14 protein-coding genes are annotated in these 20,274 nt (G+C 68.9%); 6 read left to right on the forward strand and 8 right to left on the reverse strand.

Annotated elements, in window-relative coordinates:
* The 3 genes from ACIRA7_RS04675 to ACIRA7_RS04685 form a co-directional block, all read right to left on the reverse strand.
* The coding region (locus tag ACIRA7_RS04675) for a protein kinase (RefSeq protein WP_396219660.1) at positions 1–2,124 on the reverse strand (2,124 nt) is incomplete at its 3' end.
* Between the two features lie 18 nt (positions 2,125–2,142).
* The gene (locus ACIRA7_RS04680; protein WP_396219661.1) at positions 2,143–2,370 is read right to left on the reverse strand and encodes a hypothetical protein; all 228 of its coding nucleotides are present in this window, start codon (positions 2,368–2,370) and stop codon (positions 2,143–2,145) included.
* 445 nt (positions 2,371–2,815) lie between these two features.
* Entirely contained in the window at positions 2,816–4,021 is a 1,206-nt protein-coding gene (locus ACIRA7_RS04685) for an ATP-binding protein (RefSeq protein WP_396219662.1), read from the reverse strand.
* Positions 4,022–4,214: 193 nt separating this feature from the next.
* Between ACIRA7_RS04685 and ACIRA7_RS04690 the strand changes: the two genes are divergently transcribed.
* The 5 genes from ACIRA7_RS04690 to ACIRA7_RS04710 all read left to right on the forward strand — a co-directional run bounded on the left by ACIRA7_RS04690 (position 4,215) and on the right by ACIRA7_RS04710 (position 9,516).
* Positions 4,215–4,463, forward strand: coding sequence for a type II toxin-antitoxin system VapB family antitoxin (locus ACIRA7_RS04690; protein WP_396219663.1), 249 nt, complete (start codon positions 4,215–4,217; stop codon positions 4,461–4,463).
* Positions 4,460–4,867 (forward strand): type II toxin-antitoxin system VapC family toxin, encoded by a 408-nt coding sequence (locus tag ACIRA7_RS04695; protein ID WP_396219664.1) that lies wholly within the window; start codon positions 4,460–4,462, stop codon positions 4,865–4,867. The genes ACIRA7_RS04690 and ACIRA7_RS04695 overlap by 4 nt, the downstream gene beginning before the upstream one ends.
* Positions 4,868–4,918: 51 nt before the next feature.
* Positions 4,919–7,570 (forward strand): protein kinase, encoded by a 2,652-nt coding sequence (locus ACIRA7_RS04700; RefSeq protein WP_396219665.1) that lies wholly within the window; start codon positions 4,919–4,921, stop codon positions 7,568–7,570.
* Positions 7,571–8,548: a serine/threonine-protein kinase gene (locus ACIRA7_RS04705; protein ID WP_396219666.1), complete on the forward strand. Its 978-nt coding sequence runs from the start codon at positions 7,571–7,573 to the stop codon at positions 8,546–8,548.
* Positions 8,549–8,610: 62 nt separating this feature from the next.
* Positions 8,611–9,516, forward strand: coding sequence for a DUF6528 family protein (locus ACIRA7_RS04710; RefSeq protein WP_396219667.1), 906 nt, complete (start codon positions 8,611–8,613; stop codon positions 9,514–9,516).
* Positions 9,517–9,540: 24 nt separating this feature from the next.
* On the opposite strand, the gene ACIRA7_RS04715 is transcribed toward ACIRA7_RS04710, so the two are convergent.
* The 5 genes from ACIRA7_RS04715 to ACIRA7_RS04735 all read right to left on the reverse strand — a co-directional run bounded on the left by ACIRA7_RS04715 (position 9,541) and on the right by ACIRA7_RS04735 (position 19,313).
* Complete coding sequence (locus ACIRA7_RS04715) at positions 9,541–10,836, reverse strand: serpin family protein (RefSeq protein WP_396219668.1); 1,296 nt, start codon at positions 10,834–10,836, stop codon at positions 9,541–9,543.
* A 66-nt stretch (positions 10,837–10,902) separates the two neighbouring features.
* Positions 10,903–15,726: a diguanylate cyclase gene (locus ACIRA7_RS04720; protein WP_396219669.1), complete on the reverse strand. Its 4,824-nt coding sequence runs from the start codon at positions 15,724–15,726 to the stop codon at positions 10,903–10,905.
* A 95-nt stretch (positions 15,727–15,821) separates the two neighbouring features.
* Positions 15,822–16,691: an ABC transporter permease gene (locus tag ACIRA7_RS04725; RefSeq protein WP_396219671.1), complete on the reverse strand. Its 870-nt coding sequence runs from the start codon at positions 16,689–16,691 to the stop codon at positions 15,822–15,824.
* Between the two features lie 5 nt (positions 16,692–16,696).
* On the reverse strand, positions 16,697–17,617 hold the full coding sequence (locus ACIRA7_RS04730; RefSeq protein WP_396219672.1) for an ABC transporter permease: 921 nt from the start codon (positions 17,615–17,617) through the stop codon (positions 16,697–16,699).
* A gap of 46 nt (positions 17,618–17,663) precedes the next feature.
* Positions 17,664–19,313, reverse strand: coding sequence for a peptide ABC transporter substrate-binding protein (locus ACIRA7_RS04735; protein ID WP_396219673.1), 1,650 nt, complete (start codon positions 19,311–19,313; stop codon positions 17,664–17,666).
* A gap of 227 nt (positions 19,314–19,540) precedes the next feature.
* Here ACIRA7_RS04735 and ACIRA7_RS04740 point away from each other — a divergent pair, with 227 nt between their 5' ends.
* Positions 19,541–20,155, forward strand: coding sequence for a hypothetical protein (locus ACIRA7_RS04740; RefSeq protein WP_396219674.1), 615 nt, complete (start codon positions 19,541–19,543; stop codon positions 20,153–20,155).
* Positions 20,156–20,274: the final 119 nt, after the last annotated feature.

The following is a 20,274-nucleotide window of genomic DNA, read 5'->3' on the forward strand; positions in this document are numbered from 1 at the left end:
CACACCGCCGGGTACGTTGGTGAGGAGGCGAGTGAGCCCACTACCATCGAGGGCGATACGGTAGGCGCCCCAACCACCGTCTCGATTGGAAAAGAAGACCAGCGCGTCACCATCGGGCGTGAAGCGCGGCCACCGATCAAACGACGGGTCGTCGGTGAGCTGGCGCAACTGCGATCCGTCCACCTGCATCAGCGAGAGCTTCTGGCGTCCATCCGCCGGAGTCGTCAGCGAGAGCGTGCGGCCGTCGGGTGAGAGGTCACTCGGTATGAGTTCGCCCGACGACTGGTGCTGGAGCTGCCGACTGGCACCGAGGCGCGCGCGGCTGACGTCGAAGTCGACCGCGGTGGGATTGGCCGACTCGAGCTTGGAGCGGAACAACAGCCGGCGACCGTCGCGGGAGATGCTTGGCAGGTCAAACCACGCGTCGCCGCCGGCGGCGATGAGTTCCGGCTGCCCATGCACAGCGCCGGACTCCTCATCGATCGCGATGCGCCAGAGTCCCATCGCGCCGCCACGATCACTCGCGAAGAACAGCCACCGACCATCCGCCGACCAGGTCGGCGCCCAATCCACCGCCGCGTCCTGCGTGACAAAGACGGCGGCACCGCCGGTGACGGAGACGGTGGCGATGTCACGGCGACTACCAATATTCGTGAAGAATGCGATGCGTTCTCCCGAGGGAGACCAGGATGGTTGATAGGCTAGCTGCACACCAGTGATCGGCACGCGGCGTGGTGTGCCTCCGGACACGGCGGCAATCCAGAGATCGCCATTCTCCAGAGTGTACGGGTTCTGCACTTCGGTGCTGCCAAAGGCGAGTTGTGTCCCGTCGGGCGACCACGTCGGCATTGTCCCGATGGCACTCACGCGACGCGCGTTCTCACCGCCGGACTCCATCACCCACACGCCGTCGTTGCGCCGGGCGAAGGCAAGCCGTCGCCCGTCCGCGCTCCAGGCCGGCCAGGTCTCGTCGACGGCGCTGTCACCGGCCACGAGCTGCGCGGCACGCCCGCCGACGCGCTGCACGTAGATATCCATCGAGCCGCGTGCATCGCTCGCATAGGCGAACGATTCGCCGTCTGGTGCGATTGCGGGGCTGGTCTCCACGCCACTCGCCTTGGTGAGCTGCGTGAACCGCGACCAGCGCGCCGCTTCCGGCGCCGTTGCGCGTCCGCTCCACCACCCACCGGCGCCGATCGCACCGACCACGACCAGCGCCGCGGCGGCGCGTGCAAGGCGCGAGCCACCCGCCCGCGGAACCGCGACCGGTGGCACCGCAGGTGCTGACGTTTCGCTCGGTGTTAGTGCATTCGCAAACAGCGCGGCGGTGGCGGGGCGATCAGCCGGGAGCTTGGCGAGCGCCGAGAGCACCGCGCGCTCCACCGGCGGCGACACCATGTCGCGGAAGGTCGTGATCGCCGTCGGTTTCTCACTCAGGATGCGGGCGACGATGGCCTGCACGCTGGCACCGGTGAACGGCGGCTCGCCGGTGAGCATCTCGTACGTGACCGCACCCAGCGCGTAGATGTCGCTGCGGGCATCGATGGTGCGCTCGCCCATCGCCTGCTCGGGCGACATGTACTGCGGCGTGCCGAGCGACAGGCCCGTTTGCGTCATGCGCTGCCCGCCGGCTTGTTGCACGGCGAGGGCAATGCCGAAATCGGCGACCACCGCGGCGCCATCCTGCAGCAGGATATTCTCCGGCTTGATGTCGCGGTGAATGACGCCCTGCTTGTGCGCGTGGTCCAGCGCGCCGGCCACCTCGCGGGCAATGCGCACGGCGTCGGCGATGGGGAGCTGCTTCTCGCGCTCGAGGCGCGCGCGGAGCGTCTCGCCGCGCACGTAGGGCATCACGTAGTACAACAAGCCATCCGCCGCGCCGGAATCCAGCAGCGGCAGGATGTGCGGATGCTGCAGCTTGGCGGTGGTCTTGATCTCGGCGAGAAACCGTTCGGCGCCGAGCGCGGCGCCGAGGTCGGGGTGCAGCACCTTGATGGCGACCTCGCGTTCATGGCGCAGGTCGTGCGCGAGGTACACAGTGGCCATGCCGCCGGCGCCGAGTTCACGCTCGACGCGGTAGCTGCGGCCAAGGGCAGTGGTGAGTCGTTGGAGAGGAGAAATCACGCGGCGTAATTTGCCCGCTCAGCCCGCATCCGGCCACCGCAGAGCCCGCGGCACGACGGCGGGCGTCAATCCATGGTACAGGTCATCGAGGGTACGCGTCGTCACCGGGTGTAGCGCCTTCTTGGCCCACGCGTGCCCGGCGAGTCGGAAGCGAAAGGGGGCCGTACCGATCGCGCGAAGAAGCGCCTTGTGGTCTTCGGGCTTGCGGAGGCCTCGTTCCTGGTCGATAAGCGTTTCGATCTGCATCCGGGAGCACGATGACCAGCGGCTCGGGCGTCCGGAGCTCGTAGGGGAGCCGGAAGACGGTGCGCCAGGTGGGGTAGTCTGCCGGGTCGAGCCGCAGGTCGAAGTGCCGTGCGACGGATTGCACGAGCTCTCGACGATTGATGGGGCTGCTCCCCTCTGCCGCCACAAAGTAGAAGGTCTGCGCGTCCGGCCACGTGTTCGTGAGCAGATATGTCTTCCCCCCGCGCCGCCGACCGGTGACCAGCGCGAGACTTGGGCCCGGACGATCAAGGAGCTCGCGCAGCTGCGCCCGCTCATGCTCGCGATCCACGAAGAGTGGCAGAAGCCGAACACGATCCGTTCCGTGTACCGCTTCAGCAGTACAGTGCTTAAGGATTACACCGCACAAGATGCGAGCCGTCACCGCTCGCACGCGGTAAGTCGTTACTGGATGCTGTTCACGTGCTCAAAATGCGCCGTTGAGCGAGCGATGGCGAGCGTCGCCGTCGGCGAGTCGCTGCATGAGGGCGGACACGGATATCGCCGTAATGTCACCGGACATGGGCCAGGTGGCATCGCCGCCATGCACCACGTACGTGGCCTTGGGCTTGAGCGTCGCGATGGCCGTATGGAGCCCCGTTGAGGCAACGGGCGCTGAGGATCGTTTGATCTCGATGATGGTGTCGACCACACCGCCGCGCTCGAGGACCAGGTCGACTTCCACCCCGGTCGCGGTGCGAAAGTACATCGGTTGCCACTGGGGGCCGGCCGCGGCGAGCAGCTGCTCCACCACGAAGCCTTCCCAGCTCGCCCCGGCGATGGGATGCGACAGCACGTCGTCGAGCGAGGTGAGGCCGAGCAGCGCGTGCAACAGCCCGCTGTCGCGCATATAGAGCTTCGGTGTGCGCGTCAAACGTTTCCCGACGTTGCCACTCCAGGGCATCAGCCGCCGCACCATCAGCATCTGCTCGAGAAAGTCGAGGTAGCGACCGATCGTCGGGGCGCTGAGCTCGAGACTGCCGGCGAGGCGCGCCTTGTTGAGCGGCGTGCCCTGTGCGTTGGCGAGCATGCGCCAGAGTCGCCCGATCGTGGGCGCCGGCAAGCCGGGCGCGAACATCGGCACATCACGCTCGAGAAAGGTCCGCACGAAGTCCTCTCGCCACATCGCGCTGGTCGCGGTATCTGCGGCGAGGAGGCTGTCGGGAAATCCTCCGCGGAGCCAAAGGGCGTCTACGGTTCCCTGCGGTAGCCACTCGTCGACACGGATGGGTGTGAGCTCGAGGTAGCTCGCTCGGCCAGCCAGCGATTCGCCTGCCTGCTGCTGCAGCGCGATGGACGACGATCCCAGCAGCAAGAACTGCCGCGTACGATCGCCGGCGCGTCGGCGCTCATCGATGATCCCGCGTAGCACGGGAAAGAGGTCGGGCGCGCGGTGCACCTCATCGAGGATGACCAAGCGTCCGGTCTGCGCGCGCAGGTACGCGTCGGCATCGTCGAGGCGGCGACGATCGGCCTCCCGCTCGAGGTCTAGGTACAGCGCCTGATCACCCCACTCGCTGGCGATGGTCCGCGCGAGGGTGGTCTTGCCGACCTGGCGTGGACCGAGCAGGACGACGGCGGGCATGATGTCGAGCCGTTGCCGGACGATTTCGAACAGGCGTCGATGAAGCATTGCAAATCGTATATCCGATATTTGATTTGCACAAGCCTTCTGTAAGCATTTGCTGTGCTTTGGCTTAACTGCATACTCCGACGACACCCTTCACGCCACGGCGATTCGCCTGAGGGCGGTGCGGTGTTCATCGCGGGTTGCCGTCAGATTATTCCTGTATAGACTTCAGTATGGAAATCTATACCGAGGTGTTATGGCATTGAGTATCAAGGACCCGGAGACCGACCGCCTCGCCCGCGCGCTGGCGGAGGCGACCGGCGAATCGATCACAGAAGCGATCCGGACAGCGCTCGCGGAGCGGTTGGAGCGGACCCGCGCCGTGCAGTACGCGCCGTTGCGGGCCTCGCTGCAGCGCATCCAGGAGCGCCTGGCCACCCTGCCGGTGCTCGATCCGCGCGCCCCGGACGACATGCTCTATGATGAGCACGGGCTCCCGAGGTGATCGCGCGTGGCGTGGTGTTCGACAGCTCGGCCGTTGTGGCCATGATGACCCGCGAGGCGTCGGCGATGTCCCTTACGGAACAGCTGGAGGTGATGCGCCCCCGCCTGATCTCCGCCGGGACGGTGCTCGAGGTCTCCCTCGTACTGCAACAGCGCTTCGGCGAATCCGCCGATCTGCTGGTGGATGACTTCCTGCACGCCTTCAGCGTGGAGGTGGTCGCCTTCGATGCGGCTCAGCTGCGCATGGCCCGCGATGCGTCCCGCCGTTTTGGTCGCGGGCGGCATCGGGCAGCGCTCAACTATGGCGACTGCTTTTCCTACGCGCTGGCCATGACCCGCGGCCTTCCGCTGCTCTTCGTGGGAGAGGAGTTCGCGCAGACGGATGTTCACGCACTGACGTCCTGATCAGGACTGGCGCCGCGCGTAGCGCACTCATGCCGAGCTGTGCAATCTTCCATGTCAATGACCGATATCGCCTCGCGCCTCACCTCGGCGGTCGCCGACCGCTACGACGTCCTCGGCGAGGTCGGTGCCGGCGGCATGGCGACCGTTTTCCGCGCTCATGACCGCAAGCACGACCGCACCGTCGCCATCAAGGTCCTTCACCCCGACCTCGGGGCAGCGCTCGGCGGCGACCGCTTCCTGAGCGAAATCCGCACCACCGCGCGGCTGCAGCATCCCCACATCCTCGGTCTGCTCGACAGCGGCGCCGCCGACGGGCTGCTGTACTACGTGATGCCCTTCGTGCGCGGGGAAACGCTGCGCGCCCGCCTCACCCGGGAAACGCAGCTGCCGGTGGCCGATGCCCTCGCCATTGCCACCGCCGTGGCCGATGCCCTCGCCGAGGCGCACGCGGCCGGGATCGTCCATCGCGACATCAAGCCCGAGAACATCCTGCTGCAGCAGTCGGCGCAGGGAAGCCAGCCGCTCGTCGCCGATTTCGGCATCGCCCTCGCCGTACAGACCGCGGGCGGCGCGCGCATGACCCAGACCGGGCTCAGCCTCGGTACGCCGCAGTACATGGCTCCCGAGCAGGCCATGGGGGACAAGGTCATCGACGCCCGCGCCGACACGTATGCCCTGGGTGCGGTGCTGTACGAGATGCTCACCGGCGAGCCGCCGTACACCGGGGCCAATGCGCAGGCCATCGTGGCCAAGCTGCTCACCGAGGCGCCGCGCCCCATCCGGGTGCTGCGGCCGGCGGTCCCCGAGCATATCGAGGCGGCGGTGCGCACGGCGCTGCAGAAGCTGCCGGCGGATCGCTTTGCCAGCATCGAGGGCTTCAAGGCGGCGTTGCGCGACGAATCGGCGACGACGCGCCAAGCGGCCGCCGCCGGCGGCGACCGGCCCGGCGCCTTCGCGAAGCGGTGGCTGCCGTTCGCCGCCCTGCTGCTCGCGGCCACGAGCGCTGGCGGGTGGATCGTGGGGCGCCGCACGACACCGCCGGCGCCGCAAACCCGCGTGGAGTTCGCCTTCAACCCCGGCCCGCGGGGCTCGCCGCAGGCCGTGGTGGCAATGGCCCCCGACGGACGCGCCGTGCTCCAGGTCGTAAGCGACTCGGCGAGGGGAAGTATTGTGGTGCAGCGCTTCATGGGGTCCACGACGGTCGTCCCGGTGCTGGGGTCCGAGGGCGGCAGTACCGCCCATTACTCCCCCGACGGCAAGTGGATCTCCTTCTGGCGGAACGGCGCGCTCTACCGGATTCCCGTAGACGGGGGAACGGCCACCGTGCTCGCCGACGTGGCCAACACTGGGGTGACGGCCACCACGCCCGACGGGTGGGTCTACTTCTCGCCCTCGGCGTCGGAGGGGCTGTCCCGCGTCCGTGAAAGCGGTGGACCGGTCGAGGTCGTCACGCGCCCCAACCCGGCGCGGAAGGAGCTCGGTCACTGGTATCCCACGCTCCTCCCGGGAGCCCGGACGCTGCTCTTCGGCGCCTACGCCGCCCCCGCCGAGCGCTCGAGCATTCAGGCGCTGGATCTGGCCACCGGCAAGGTCACCGCGATCATCGACAACGCGTTCTTCCCGCGATACGTGGCGCCGGGCTACCTGCTATTCGGCCGGGATAATGCCCTGTTCGCCGCGCCGTTCGACGCCGACAAGGTGGCTCTGCTTGGTCCGGCGGTGCCGGTGGTCGAAGATGTGTATACCCTGCAGACCGACGGCAGCGTGGCCTATGACGTCTCGGCGAACGGCGATCTCGTGTACATCAAGGGCAGCTTGTACGAGGAGAAGAACCGGGTGGTCTGGGTCTCGCGCGACGGTACGCGCCGGGACGCGTTCCCAGAGTTGGCCGGGTGGGCCGACCCGCGGCTGTCGCCCGATGGGCGCTGGATCGCCCTTACCCGCAGCCGCCCCGAACCGTGGTCGCTCTGGCTGTTCGATCGGGAACGCCAGACGCTGAATCAACTGAGCAGGGCGAACGGGGCCACCTTCGCACCCGTCTGGGCCCCCGACAGCAAGTCGCTGTATCACGCCGTCGAAACCCCCGCCTACGACTTGGCCCGCACCGCCATCGACGGGGCCACGGTGGACACGCTGCTGCGCACCGGAAACGATAAGCATCCCACGGGGATCTCCCCTGACGGGCGCACCCTCGTGTACAGCGAGGTGAATCCGTTGGAGAACCTGTGGACGTTCGACGTCGGCACCCGGCAGGTCACCCGCGTTGACGTGACCCGCACCCGGCAGCTTGGTGGGGTCATCTCGCCCGACGGGCGTTGGCTTGCGCTGAGCGAACGCCAGGCCGATGGGCGGGTGCAGGTCATCGTGCGCGCGCGCACCGGCGCCACCCGCGTTCAGATCTCGGTCGCGGGTGGCGACCAGCCGCGCTTCACGCGTGGCGGGCGCGAGATCGTTTTCCGGAACGGACGCGATGTGTACGCGGCACCGTTCGACCCGGCCACCGGTGTCCCCGGGGCACCGGTCCGCCTCTTCCAGCTGGCAGCGGCCGGGCGCATCAACCAGTACCGCACCACCGGTTACGATGTCACTGCCGACGGGTCGCAGTTCCTGATGGTCGAACCGGTGGAACGGCCCGAGGTGCTGCCGGTCCGGGTGATTCTGGGGTGGCGCGCCGAGCTGGTGAAAAAGGTGCCGAGGCCGTAGATGCCCCGTCACTATACCGCCGAACTGGGAACGGCTTTGGCCGGCCGCTACCTCGTTGAGGGACACATCGGCAAGGGCGGGATGGCCACGGTGTACCAGGCCCGTGATCTCAAGCACGACCGCCCGGTGGCGCTCAAGGTGCTCAATCCGGAGGTGGGCGCGATCCTCGGCGCCGAGCGGTTTCTCGCCGAGATCAAGGTCACGGCTACGCTGCAGCATCCGAACCTGCTCACGCTCATCGAGAGCGGCGAAGCCAACGGCTTGCTGTACTACGTCATGCCGCTGCTCGATGGGGAAACGCTGCGCGCGCGGCTCACGCGGGAGGGGCAGCTGAGTGTGGACGATGCGGTACGCATCGCGGTGGGCATCGGGAACGCCCTCGCCTTTGCGCACACACGCGGCGTGGTGCACCGCGATCTGAAGCCCGAGAATATCATGCTGCAGCACGGGCAGCCGGTGGTGTTGGACTTCGGCATCGCGCTCGCGATGCGCAAGGCCGGCGGCACGCGACTGACGCAAACGGGGATGTCGATCGGCACGCCGCAGTACATGAGCCCCGAGCAGGCCGCCGGTGAGCGCGACGTCGATGGCCGTGCCGACATCTACGCGCTCGGTGCGCTGCTGTTCGAAATGCTGACGGGCGAGGTACCGCACACGGGCCCGAGTGCGCAGGTGGTGTTTGCCCGCATGATGACCACTGAAGCGCGGATGGTCACCACGGTGCGTCCCAGCGTGCCGAGCCGTGTGGCCGAGGCGGTCCGTCGTGCGCTCAGCCGCGCGCCGGAGGATCGCTACGCCACCGCGGACGAGTTCGTGCAGGCGCTCCAACCACGGAGTGCCGGAGACTCGCCGGCTCGGCACACCCCGACGAGCTCCACGCCGCACCTCGCGCCGGGCCATTCCACGGCCATGCTGGTGGGCGTCGCGGCCGCGAGTGCCGTGGTGGCCTTCGCGCTGGGCTGGCTGACCGCGCGCTGAGCGGGCGACTTGCCGAGTCGGGCGGTCGCGAAGTCACGGCGCCTCGCGCTACTTTGCGCCGCATGCGCTTCCGCCGAGCCCTGATCCTCGTCGCCATCATGGTCACGCCGCTTGTGACCGCGCCGCTCCCCGCGCAGCAGGTCGTCGTGTGCGGCGCCGATGAGCTGTACATCCTCGACTTGGCCACGCCAACGCCGCGCAAGGTGTGGAGCTGGCGGGCCCGCGAGCGGCCGGAGCTCCCGGAGGCCATGCGCGGCAAGTTCCAGACGATTGCCGAGTGCAAGCCCAGCGCGGATGGTCGCCGCCTGCTGATCGCGTCGTCATCGCATGGCGCGGCCGTGATCGAGCGGGCGACGGGGCGCGTGGCGTTTTATGCCACCGCCATGAACGGGCACTCGATCGAGCTGCTGCCGGGGAACCGCGTGGTGATCGCCGCGTCGCATGTGGCCAACGGCACGGGGGACCGGCTCAGTGTGTACGACCTGGATCGCTCGGACGTCGAGCTCTTTCATGTGGACACGCCGTGGCCGCATGCGGTTATCTGGGACGCGGCGCGACAGCTCCTGTGGGCCGACTCCCAACGGGACGTCGTCGGCTATCGGCTGACCGACTGGGGCACCGCCGCGCCGCGGCTCACGGCGGAGATCGTGGCGCCGCTGCCGGACATCAACGGCCACGACATGATGCCGGTCCCCGATTCGCCGCACCTGCTCCTGGCCACGGCGGCGCACACGTGGCTGTTCGATCGGGACAGCCACCAGTTCACCAAGCATCCGTTGCTCGGTGATGCGGCCAAGGTGAAGTCGATGCACGTCGACCCGGCCAGCAAGCGGCTGCTCTGGGTGCAGGGCGAGGGCACGCGGTGGTGGAGTGAAGTGCTGCACCTGCAGGATCCGGACACGACCATCACGCTGCCGGGCGAAAAGGTGTACAAGGTGCGGTGGATGCCGTCAGCGCGCCCCCGCTGACGGACGTCGCGTCCGTGTCGTGCCCTAGAAGGCACTCACCTGCTGCACCGCGCCGAGAAACAGCAGCGTATTGCTGAACCGTTCGCGGATCGCGAAGAGGAACGGGCGATCGGCCCGGAACTCCGGTCCGGCGGACGTGACGCCCACGCCGATCGTGGTCACCGCAGCGGCGGTGGTGCCCGCCTCCGTGACCTCGATCATGGCGTCCTGCTTCACGAAGTCGAGATAGAGATCCCGGCCGCGGGCCGACGAGATGCCCGTGAAATCGGCCGCGCCGGGCGCGAAGGCCACGCCCATGCCCAGCGCGGATAACGGTGTCTTGAGCTGGGCGGTGGTGGTCACGCGAAAACGCGGCAGGGCGATGCGGACCGAAGGCGCCGGCGCCATCGCGTTCACCGCCTGCTGCCACCCGGCTCCGGCCAGATCGCTGGTGAGATCCGCGAGGGTCACCCCAGTAGCCGGAACGAACAGGTCCATCACGAAGGCCCCGTTGCCGTACGGCAACTCGAGCGCGCTGTACCGGTTGGTGGCAGCAAAGCGGACGCCACTCCCGCCGGTTCGCGACATGAACGGCACTGACGCGCTCTGTCCATTCCCTTGCCGGAACGTACCGGTATAGGTGTCCGCGGTATTGAAGCGGGTGCGCCATGCGCCTTTGAAGTACAGCGCATTCAGCAGAAACATCACCTGCTGCGGCTCGATCGTATCCAGGACCTTCGGAATCCGTCCTTTCGTGGTCGTGCTGGCCCAGCTGTTGATCGCGGCGAGCGTGGCGGGCGCCGCGAAATCCGCGCCCGTGACGGCGGCTTTGAAGAAGTCCCTGGTGGCCTGCAGATACGACGCCTCCACCGGGAAGCCTTGCCGGTACCAGATGGCGTTCGCCGACGTCATGGTCACACTGCTGTCGAGTGTGGGCAGTAACGCCTGCATGTCCCGGTACGCGCCGGCCACATCGGCGTCACCGGCCGCCGCGCTCCACCCCAACGTGGAGCGCATGGCCGCTCGGGTACCCCCAGCTGCGCCATGCATTGTCATCCCCAGCGCCACCGAGGCGCTGAACGGGGAGAGCACCACGTTCTCGGCCGGGGAGGCCGACAGTACCTGCCGGAACAGGGCCACCGCGAAGCCGTTGCTCGCCGAGACCGCCTGCACCTCGGCCGTGGAGAGCGCGCGTGGCAGCGCGGTGAGGGAGTCGGTGGCCGATGGATCAGGCTGCACCGGCGACTCGGTGGCGCACGCGGCCAGCAGCATGGCGGCGAAGACAGACACCCGGCGCGCGGCACGGCGGGCGGTGCGGAAACGGGATGAGATGTGTGTCATGCCGGATATAACAGTCACCCCGCGGCGCACCCTATCTCAAGCGGCGCGTCCGACACCGCCGCGGCGTCAGGCGGCCGTCGGCAGCGTCAACTGGGCCAGCAGCGCCCCATACCCGTGGGCCCGTGCGCGCATGCGAAGCCGGTCGAGTGCCGCGGCCGCGTACGGGTCGGGCAGGCGCAGCAGGTGCGCGCACTCCGCGCCCAGCCAGAGCGCGGCATACGGGTCACGCTCTTCCAAGTGCGACAGCGCGTCGAGCAGCATGGGGAGCGCCGCGTGGGGGCCCTGCTTCCGGTCCATGAGCCGCACACCGAGGGCCTCCCACAGCTCGCGTCCCTGGAACCACCAGTCGGTGCGCTCGCCGATCAGGGCCTGTGCCACCTCGTGTTGAGCCTGCGCCCCGTGCCACGACTGGAGCTCGAGCTCGGCGAGCCCCGCGCCAGCCAGCGCGCCGATGTGCACGTCGGCCTGCGCCATCGTGCTCGCCAGCGTGATGCTCGCGGCGTACAGCTCGAGGGCGCGCGCCGCATCGTGTTCGGCCAGCGCCACGTGGGCCAGGTTGTACAGCGACGCGAGGCGATACACTTCGTATCCAGTGGCCACGAACACGCCGAGGGCGTCCTCGAAACGCTGCCGGGCTGGCGCGAGGCGTCCGGTCTTGAGCATGAGCACGCCGAGGTTCAGCGAGGCCACGCCCGTGAAGTCGACGGCGTGAATCTCGCGTCCGATCTCGATGGCCGTGAGGTACGAGGCTTCGGCCAGCACGTGACTCCCGGCGCGATCGCAGGCGCTGCCGATGTTGATCTGGCAGCGCAGCTGGCCGTAGCGATCACCGATCCTGGTGAAGATGTCGAGCGCACGGCGATACCGAGGCACCGCGTTGGCCGGGTTCGACGTGAGCAGCACCGATCCGAGGCGCATGATGGCGTCGGCCTCCAGTGACGGCCGACCAAGCTGTTCTGCCGCCGTCACCGCATCGCGCGCGATCTTTTCGGCGGTCGCGACGTTGCCGAGGCGCTGATGCAGCGTGGAGAGCATCGTGAGCAGCGCGATCTCTTCCTCGATCCACTGCTCGTGGCGGGCGTCCGCGAGCAGCGCCTCGCACTCGGCCAGCACGTCCTGCGCGGCTGCACCGCGCTGCATGCGGAGCCGCTGTTTCATCCGGCGGGCTGCGGGCGCCATGTCACGCGTCGCGTTCGCGTTCGCGTTCGAGTTCGCGTGGCTGGCGACGTCGTGGTGCGCGAGCACGTCGTCGCAATGGCGTTCGGCGTTCGCGAGGCGTCCGCCCAGCTCCTCCACCAGCGCCAGCTTCCAGTCGCAGGCGACTTGCGCCGCCGCATCGACGGCGTGCCGACGGGCGATCCGATAGTAATCGGCGGCCGATTCGTAGGCGTACACGGCTTGCGCCTGCGCGCCTGCCTCGAGCGCTGTCCGGTAAGCCTCGGCGGGGATGCCAGCGGCGTCGAAATGCATCACGATGGTCGCCACGTCGCGCAGCGGCATGGCGTCGTACACCCGGGCCACGCGTTCGTGCATCGCCCGCAGCCGGAGCGGATTGACGCCACGCAGCAGTGTGCGGGTGAGCAGGGCATGGCTGAAGGCCAGCGTCGCGCGCGCGCGACCGGCCGGCACCAGCACGGCGGCCGCGAGCGCGTCGTCGAGCGCTTCGTGAACGCTGGCCTCGTCACCCTCGCGGGCCGCGGCGAGCACGGAGGGATCGAACTCGCGTCCCACCACGGCAGCCAGCGCGAGAATGTCGCGGTGCGGGCGGCTCATCCGCTCGAGTCGGCGCGCCAGCAGGTTCTCGATGGCGCGCGGCACCGGCGCCCCGTCACCGATGGCGAAGTGCCATCCGTCGGCGTCCACGCGGAGCGACCCGTCATCGACCATGGCCCGCAGGGTGTGCACCGCAAAGAACGGATTCCCCTCGCTGCGTGCGCTGATGAAGTGGACCAACTCCGCCGAGGGGGTGGGGCCGCCGAGGGTGGCGCGCAGCAGCGCGCTCACGTCGTCGGGTCCGAAGCGCTGCAGGGTGATATCCGAGCACCGCTCCGATCGCGACAGTCGACGCAGCCGTGATTCGCAGGCGTCGTTCATGTCTTCCGGTCGGACGGTCAGGCAGAAGAGCAGCCGTTGTCCGTCAATGCGCGACAGCAGGTACTCGAGGACGTCCCAGGAGGCGCTGTCGCCCCACTGCATGTCGTCGAGGATCGCCACGATCGCGCCCGACGTCGCGGCGATCTGCAGGAAGTGCTTGATCTCTTCGAGCAGCACGCGTTTCAGGCCACTCGTGGATGCGCCCTCGTCGAGCGTTGCTGCCGACGGGCGCTCGGGGCCCAGCGGTTCGGCGGCCAGCTCCGGCACGAGGCGCGTGAGTTCGCGCCACGGTCGCGGCGGCACGAGGCCGGCGCGGTGGGCGGAGAGCAGGATGTCCACCCACGGTCCGTAGGGAACACCGCCGCCTGCCTCGATACACTGCCCCCGCAACATGGCGCCGCCGCGGACGGCGATGTCGGGGCTGAGCCGCCGCAGCAGCGCGGACTTGCCGACGCCGGCCTCGCCATACACCACCACGGCATGCGCCTCCCCGTCACATGCGGCGATGGCGAGTTGCTGCAGGCGCTGGCGCTCGGCAGTGCGCCCGACGAAACAATCGAGCAGTACTTCCTGCCGGTGTTCGCCGGGACGCGGCGCCGCCGTCACCGCATTCCGGCCACCGCGCTTCGCGCCGAAGAGGGCGTTGTCGGCGGCACCGAACAGCGATTCGAACGTGTCGCCATGGGCCGGGGCACCCGCGGCACCAATGGAGAGCGTGACGGTGAGCGGAAGCGTCACGCCATCGGCACCGGTAAACCGGCACGACTGTACGGCGGCGCGGATCCGTTCGCCGACGCCACAGGCGTCCTCGAGACGCGTGCCCGGGAGCAGCACCACGAACTCGTCGCCGGCGTAGCGGGCCAGGTAGTCCAACGGCCGCAAGTTGAGACGCATCTGCTCGACCACGCCGCGCAGCACCGCGTCGCCGTGCAGATGCCCATACGCGTCGTTGACGGCCTTGAAATGGTCGATGTCGATGACCAGTAGCGCCACCGGTCGCCCCGTGGTGCGACGTGCCTCGAGCATGTGTTCCGCCGTCTCGCGCAGGGCGCGACGCAACGGGACCCCCGTGAGGTCGTCGAGCTGGGCGGCGGCGATCGCCACGACCGGCTCGGCCGCCGGCTGGCTCGCGCCGGCGAGCGCGCCCGCGATCGCGGCATCGGCGTGCGGGGCCGACGCCGGCGGCTCTTCCAGGTGCGCGATCTGGGATGGCCAATCGACGGCGATCTCCTCGAACCACGCGAACACCTGCGGGTCGAAGGCGGTGCCGACGTCCTTGCGCAGGATCTCCATCGCGTCGGCGTGCGAGTGCGCCGCCTTGTAGCTGCGGACCGAGGTCAGCGCGTCGTAGACGTCGGCAATGCTCAGCATGCGCGCGATGAGCGGAATCTGCTCGCCCGCCAGCCCGTGCGGATACCCCCGACCATCCCAGCGCTCGTGATGCGACTCGATCAGCGGCCGCACGTCCCACGGGAACTCGATGTCGGCCAGCATCTCGACCCCGGCGGTCGTGTGGCTCCGCATCAGCTTCCATTCGTGCTCGTCGAGCTTCCCCGGCTTGTTGAGCACGTCTTCCGGGATCACGAGCTTGCCGACGTCGTGCAGCAGCGCGCCGATGCGGAACCAGAACAGGGCGTGCTCGTCGAGCCCGCTCTTCCGGGCGATGGCGCACGCGAGTTCGGCCACGCGATGGCAGTGACCCTGCGTGTAGCGGTCCTTCGCTTCGATCGACTCACCCCAGCGACGGGCCACATGCAGGAACTCCTGCTCGAGGTCGCCCACGCGCTGGTCCACGTCCGCGAGATCCGGCTGGGCTCGCAGGATGGTGAAGAGTCGGTGCGAGCGGTTGAGCTGCTGCAGCACCTCGCGGTTCTTGCCCGTGCGCCGCGCCAGATCGGCGCGTTCGCGGGCGATTTCCGCTTGCATGAGGACTTCGCCGCGCGCGATGGCCAGCTCGTCGGCGTACTGAAAGTGCTTGTCGGCCTCGATGAGATTGCCAGTGTCGCGGGCAATGATGCCCAGCAGCTTGGTGGCCGTGCCGATGGCCGATGCATCGCCAGTCTGGCCGGCTGTATCGAGCGCCTTGCGCACGGCCTCCTGCGCTCGTCCGAAATCACCGCGCTTGAGCCACAATTCGGCGAGGTTGATGTCGATTTGCGTGCGGATCAGCAGATCACCGCTCAGGGCGCAGATCTGTGCCCCTTCCCGCAGCGACGCCTCCGCTTCGGTCCAGCGCTGCTGCGCGATGTACATCTTGCCGAGGTTGTTGAGCGCGCCGCCGACATCGGTGATCAGACCGAGCGATCGGTAATCGGCGAGGCTCGCCAGATACTGCGTTTCGGCAATCTCGAAATCGCCACGGATGTTGGCCAGCACACCGAGGTTCTGGGCCGTCATGGCGGCGAGCTTGAGGTCGCTGGCCACGACCGCGCGGCCGCGCGCCAGCAGGTACAACCGCTCGGCCTCATCGAGTTCGCCGCGCTGCCAGCAGACCACGGCCTGCATATTCATCGCATGACCGGCGGCCGCGTCGTCGTGCCACAGGTTGGCCATGGCCAGCGCGGCATCGAGGCAGTCGCGGGCGGCCGCCACGTTCCCGTCGACATGGTAGGTGCGGGCGATCCAGCGCAGCACGCTCGACACCTGCGCGGCGTCGGCTGTGGTCCGAACCTGCCGCATGGCCCGTTCGTAGGCCGCACGCGCGGCCTCGCGATGTCCGGCTCGCTCTTCCTCCCGTCCGCGTGCCACCAACGCGTCGAAGTCCACGTCCGTCGCGGGCGTGCTCTCATCTGTCACGGCTGTGGCGATGGAGAGGCGCCGGGATTTCGACGCGGTGGATCGAAGCATGGGACGACGCAGACCAAAGAGGGGTGAACGAAAAAAGAAAAGGCTTAGTGAGTCTCGGTTTGACGACCGGAAAACATCAGCGTGTCGCCCAGCCGGTCGGCCACGCTGGATGCGCTCAGCACGGTCGCCATGATGAGGACGCACGGGACCGCCACAAGCCACCACGCCGACTGGAGGAACGGCACGGCGTCCTGCACCATGTTCCCCCAGCTGGGCAGCGGCGGGCGCACGCCGAGGCCGAGGAACGACAGGCCGCTCTCGACGGCGAGGAGGTCGGCCAGCAGCAGCGGGGCGGCTGCTCCAAGGGGGGCGGCTAGATGGGGGGCGATGTGCCGCCGCAGCACGGCGGTACGGGACAGCCCCAGAGCGCGAGCGCCCTCGACGAAGGCCCCGGCGTCGAGGGCGCGGATTTTCATGAACACGAGACGGCTGATGCCGGTCCACGATGTGAGGCCGAGGACGACGGCCAGCACGGCGGGGGTCATCGTGCCGAGGGCCACGAGGGCACCGAGCAGGAGGAGCAGGCGCGGGAGGCTCCGCAGGACGTCCACGAGCCCCATCATGGCCTGTGCCAGTCGGGGAGGGGCCGAGGCGGCGCCGGCGCCCCACGCGGTGCCGAGCGCCACGGCGATGGTGGTGGAGAGCGACGCCACGGCCAGCGAGGTGCGTGCGCCGAAGAGGGCTCGGCTGAGCACATCGCGGGCGTAGGCGTCGGTGCCCAGCCAGTGGCTCCACGACGGTGCGCGATTCTTGAGCGCGACGAGGTCGAGCTGCGCCGTGGGATCGTAGGGCGCGAGCCAGGGCGCGCCGATGGCCACCAACAGCAGCACGGTGAGGGTGCCCAGCGCGAGGGCCGTGGTCCATCGGCGCCCGGGCGTGGCGGGTGCGGTGTGGGTCACGAGTGGGTGGGCCATGGGCGTCACCGCTGGCGCGGGTCGCTGTGCTGCACGGCCAGGTCGATCCCAACGCTGCTTAGGGTGACCGCCGCGGTGGTGACGAGGATCGCGCCACCCACCATCGGGACGTCCCGTGCCGACACCGCGCGGAGCAGGAGCGAGCCCATGCCCGGCCAGCCGAACACCGCCTCCACCACCACCGCCCCCCCCGCCAGCACGGGGAGCATGAGGCCGATGACGGCCAACACGGCCGGCATGGCCGGCCGCACGGCGTGCACGAAGAGCACGGCGCGCTCCCGGACCCCCTTGGCCCGCGCGGTGCGCACGAAATCGGCGCCGACGGTGTCGAGCAGCGCGGCGCGCTGCTGCCGGCTGACCGCCGCCCCCCACCCGAGGGCCAGCGTGAGGGCGGGCACGACGAGGTGCCGCGCGGTGTCCAGCCATCGTGCCGACGGGCTGCCCGTGATTTGGACCAGCGGGTCGTGCATGCCCCCTGAGGGGAACCAGCCGGTGCCGTAGGCCAGCGCCGACAGCAGGACGATGGCGAGGACGAATTCGGGCATGGCATAGGTACCGGCCAGAGCGGCGCCGAGGGCGCGGCTGATCCACCAGTCGCCGCGCCACCCTTGCAGGATGCCGACGGTCATCCCGAGGACGACGGCAGCGAGCAGGCCACTGCCGGTCAACAGCAGCGTGCGGGCGATGGCCTCCGCCAGCGCCTCGCGTACGGGTCGGTCGGTGGTGTAGGAGCGTCCGAGGTCGCCGCGCAGCACGCGGGCCACGTAGCCCGTGAACTGCACGGCGAGTGGCTGGTCGAGTCCACGGCGGCGGCGCAGCGCATCGCGGGCCTCGGCGCTGCGCCCGCTCTGGGAGGTGTCCGACGAGAGCGCGTCACCCGGTGCCACGTGCAGCAGGGCGAAGCTCAGCGTCAGGGCGACCAGCATGACGGCACCTGCGTGCGCCAGCCGGCCAACGACCCGTTCCCACATGTCAGGGCGACGGTGGCGATGTCACCCGCCACTGGGCCAGGGAGGCCCACCAGGCGTCGCCGCGCAGACCGACCGGCGTGACGCGATTGGACACGGCGGCAACGTTGCGGGGTTCGTACATCCAGATGGCGGCGGCATCGTCGATGACTACCTGCCAGGCGCGGCTGAACAGCGCTCGCCGCTCGGCGGGACCGAAGGTGCGCACCGCACTGTCGACCAAGGCGTCGAAGGACGGGTTGGTGTAGCGGCTGAAGTTCGCGCCGATGTTGCCGCGCGGGGAGGTGCCCCACACCTGCCGGATGCCGGACGGGCTGGGATCGGTACGCCAGACATTGAGCGCGGCGTCGAAATCGCCCTGCTCGAGGCGGGCGCCGAACACGGCCGGCTCGACGGCCGTGATGCGCATCCCGATGCCGGCGCGCTGGAACTGTTCCTGCAGCAGGACGGCGAGGTGCTGCCGCGTGCTGCTGGACGAGGGGAGCAGCACGTCGAACGTGAGCGCTTGACCGCCCTTGCGGCGCTGGCCGTCGGCGCTGCGCACCCAGCCCAGCGCATCGAGCGCCCGGGCGGTCGCCACGGTGTCGAAGGCCAGTTGCCGCAGCGTGGAGTCGGCGCCGGCGGCGGCATGGGTGAAGGGACCCATCGCCACGCGGCCCAGCGAGTCGAGCGCATTGGCGACGACGGTGGCACGGTCGATGGCCTGCGTCAGGGCCGTGCGCAGCGCGCGATCGGCGAAGAGGCGGGGGACGCCGGAAACCGTCCGTTGATAATTGAAGAGGAGGTAGCCGTAGTCGAGCGAGGGGTACTCCACCGTCCGCACCAGGGTCGACGCGCGCGCCTGCACGTAGGCATCGCCACGGACCGACTCGAGCACATCGGCCTGACCGGCCAGCAGCCGCAGGTTGGCGGCGGCCGGATCGGGGGCGACCACCCAAATGAGGCGGGCGGTTGCCGGGGCGCCGCGATAGTTCGCGGTGTCGGCCGCCAGCACGAGCGAGGCCTGGCGATCCCACGTCTCAAAACGGAAGCGGCCCGAGCCCACGGGATGATCGGCGAACGCCGACTGGGCCAGCGAGTCGCGGGCACTGGTGGCGAGCAGGTGCTCCGGCATCACGGCCAGGTTGTACGCCACCTGAAAGAACTGCTCCGGATGGCGGGTCTGCCACCAGACGACGGCCGTGAGTGAATCGCGCACGGTGACGGAATCGATGCCGGCGAAGTCCTGCGCATGCGGTGACGCGACCGTGGGGTCGGTGTAGAGCGCGAAGGAGAAGCGGACGTCGCGGGCGCGCACCGGTGTGCCGTCGTGCCATCGCGCTCGCGGATCGATGGTGAAGGCGATGGAGAGCGAGTCGGCGCTCCAGCGCCAGCCGGTCGCGAGCTGGGGGCGGAAGCCGGCGTCACCGACCGTTTCGAGAGACGAGTCGGGTTCGGCCAGATGGTCGAACAGCTGGTCCACCACCTGCTTGCCCTGAGTGGTGCTGACAATCGGTGGGATCAGGGCGTCGGCGTCGGCCGCGCTGACGATCGTGAGCACCGCACCGGGTTCCGCGACCGCCTTCGAATCGCGTGACGAGCAGGCCGTACCGGTTGCCAGCGCCAGGATCGTGACGAATCGGGCCAGCGCCGGACGGGGATGGAAGGAGCACATGAATCGGCAGGGTCGAGGATACGTGAGTTCTCTCCCGATTCGACGTCCGACAGGGCAAAAATGTCACGATCCCAGCCGACCCTGTCATCCTGAAACGAGTGCGGCTGCCACCATGACGATGAAGCGGAATCATGGTGCCGATGCTCGAAACCGTCGGACCCGGATTACGGGAGGTCGCAGCCCGGCTCCGAATGACGACGTAATTTCCCTAACGAGGAGGAAGTCGAATGAGCAGCAACACAAAGAAGCAGAGTTTGCAGGCGTGGTTCCGCGTGGTGATGGGCGCGGCGACGATCGCCGTCGCCGCGGCCTGTGCGTCGGAAACGGCGACGGCACCGGCGGAACTCGATGTCGCGGTACGGGCCGGCGTGTTGCCGCCCGGGCAGGCCAAGAAGGTGGCGGGGTTGGAGCGCAATGCGGTGGTGTCCACGCCGCTGACGGTGTCCAGGCTCCTCACGGCCAAGTCGGGCGGGTCGCTGGCGTTGCCGGACCTCGATGTCACGCTCACGGTGCCCGCGGGTGCGATTCCGCGGGACACGATGACGATCACGATGACCGTCCTCCCCGGGAAGATCGTCGCGTACGACTTCGCGCCGCACGGCACGGTGTTCCTCAAGCCGCTCACCCTCTCGGTCAACGTCAAGGCGACCAAGCATGAGCTGAAGAAGCAGCCGCTGTTCGGCGGCTACTTCAAGTCGAATTCGCAGGTGGATGCGGCGAAGGGACAGGTGGGCATCGATGAGGTGCTCAGCGCGACCCTCAGGGGCAACACCCTTCGCCTCAACCTGTGGCACTTCTCGGGCTACGTGGTGGCAACGGGATTTGCTGATGAAGGCATCTGACCTTGCCGGCCGTGCGGGCGGTTATCCCGGCATGACCAGTGCGTCGGGTTACAATGTGATCGTGGACTGACCCACGCCGATGGCACAAACGGGCAGCTCGTGGCGACTTCGCGTCGCGA

Source organism: Gemmatimonas sp. (assembly GCF_044376735.1).
GTDB lineage: Bacteria > Gemmatimonadota > Gemmatimonadetes > Gemmatimonadales > Gemmatimonadaceae > Gemmatimonas.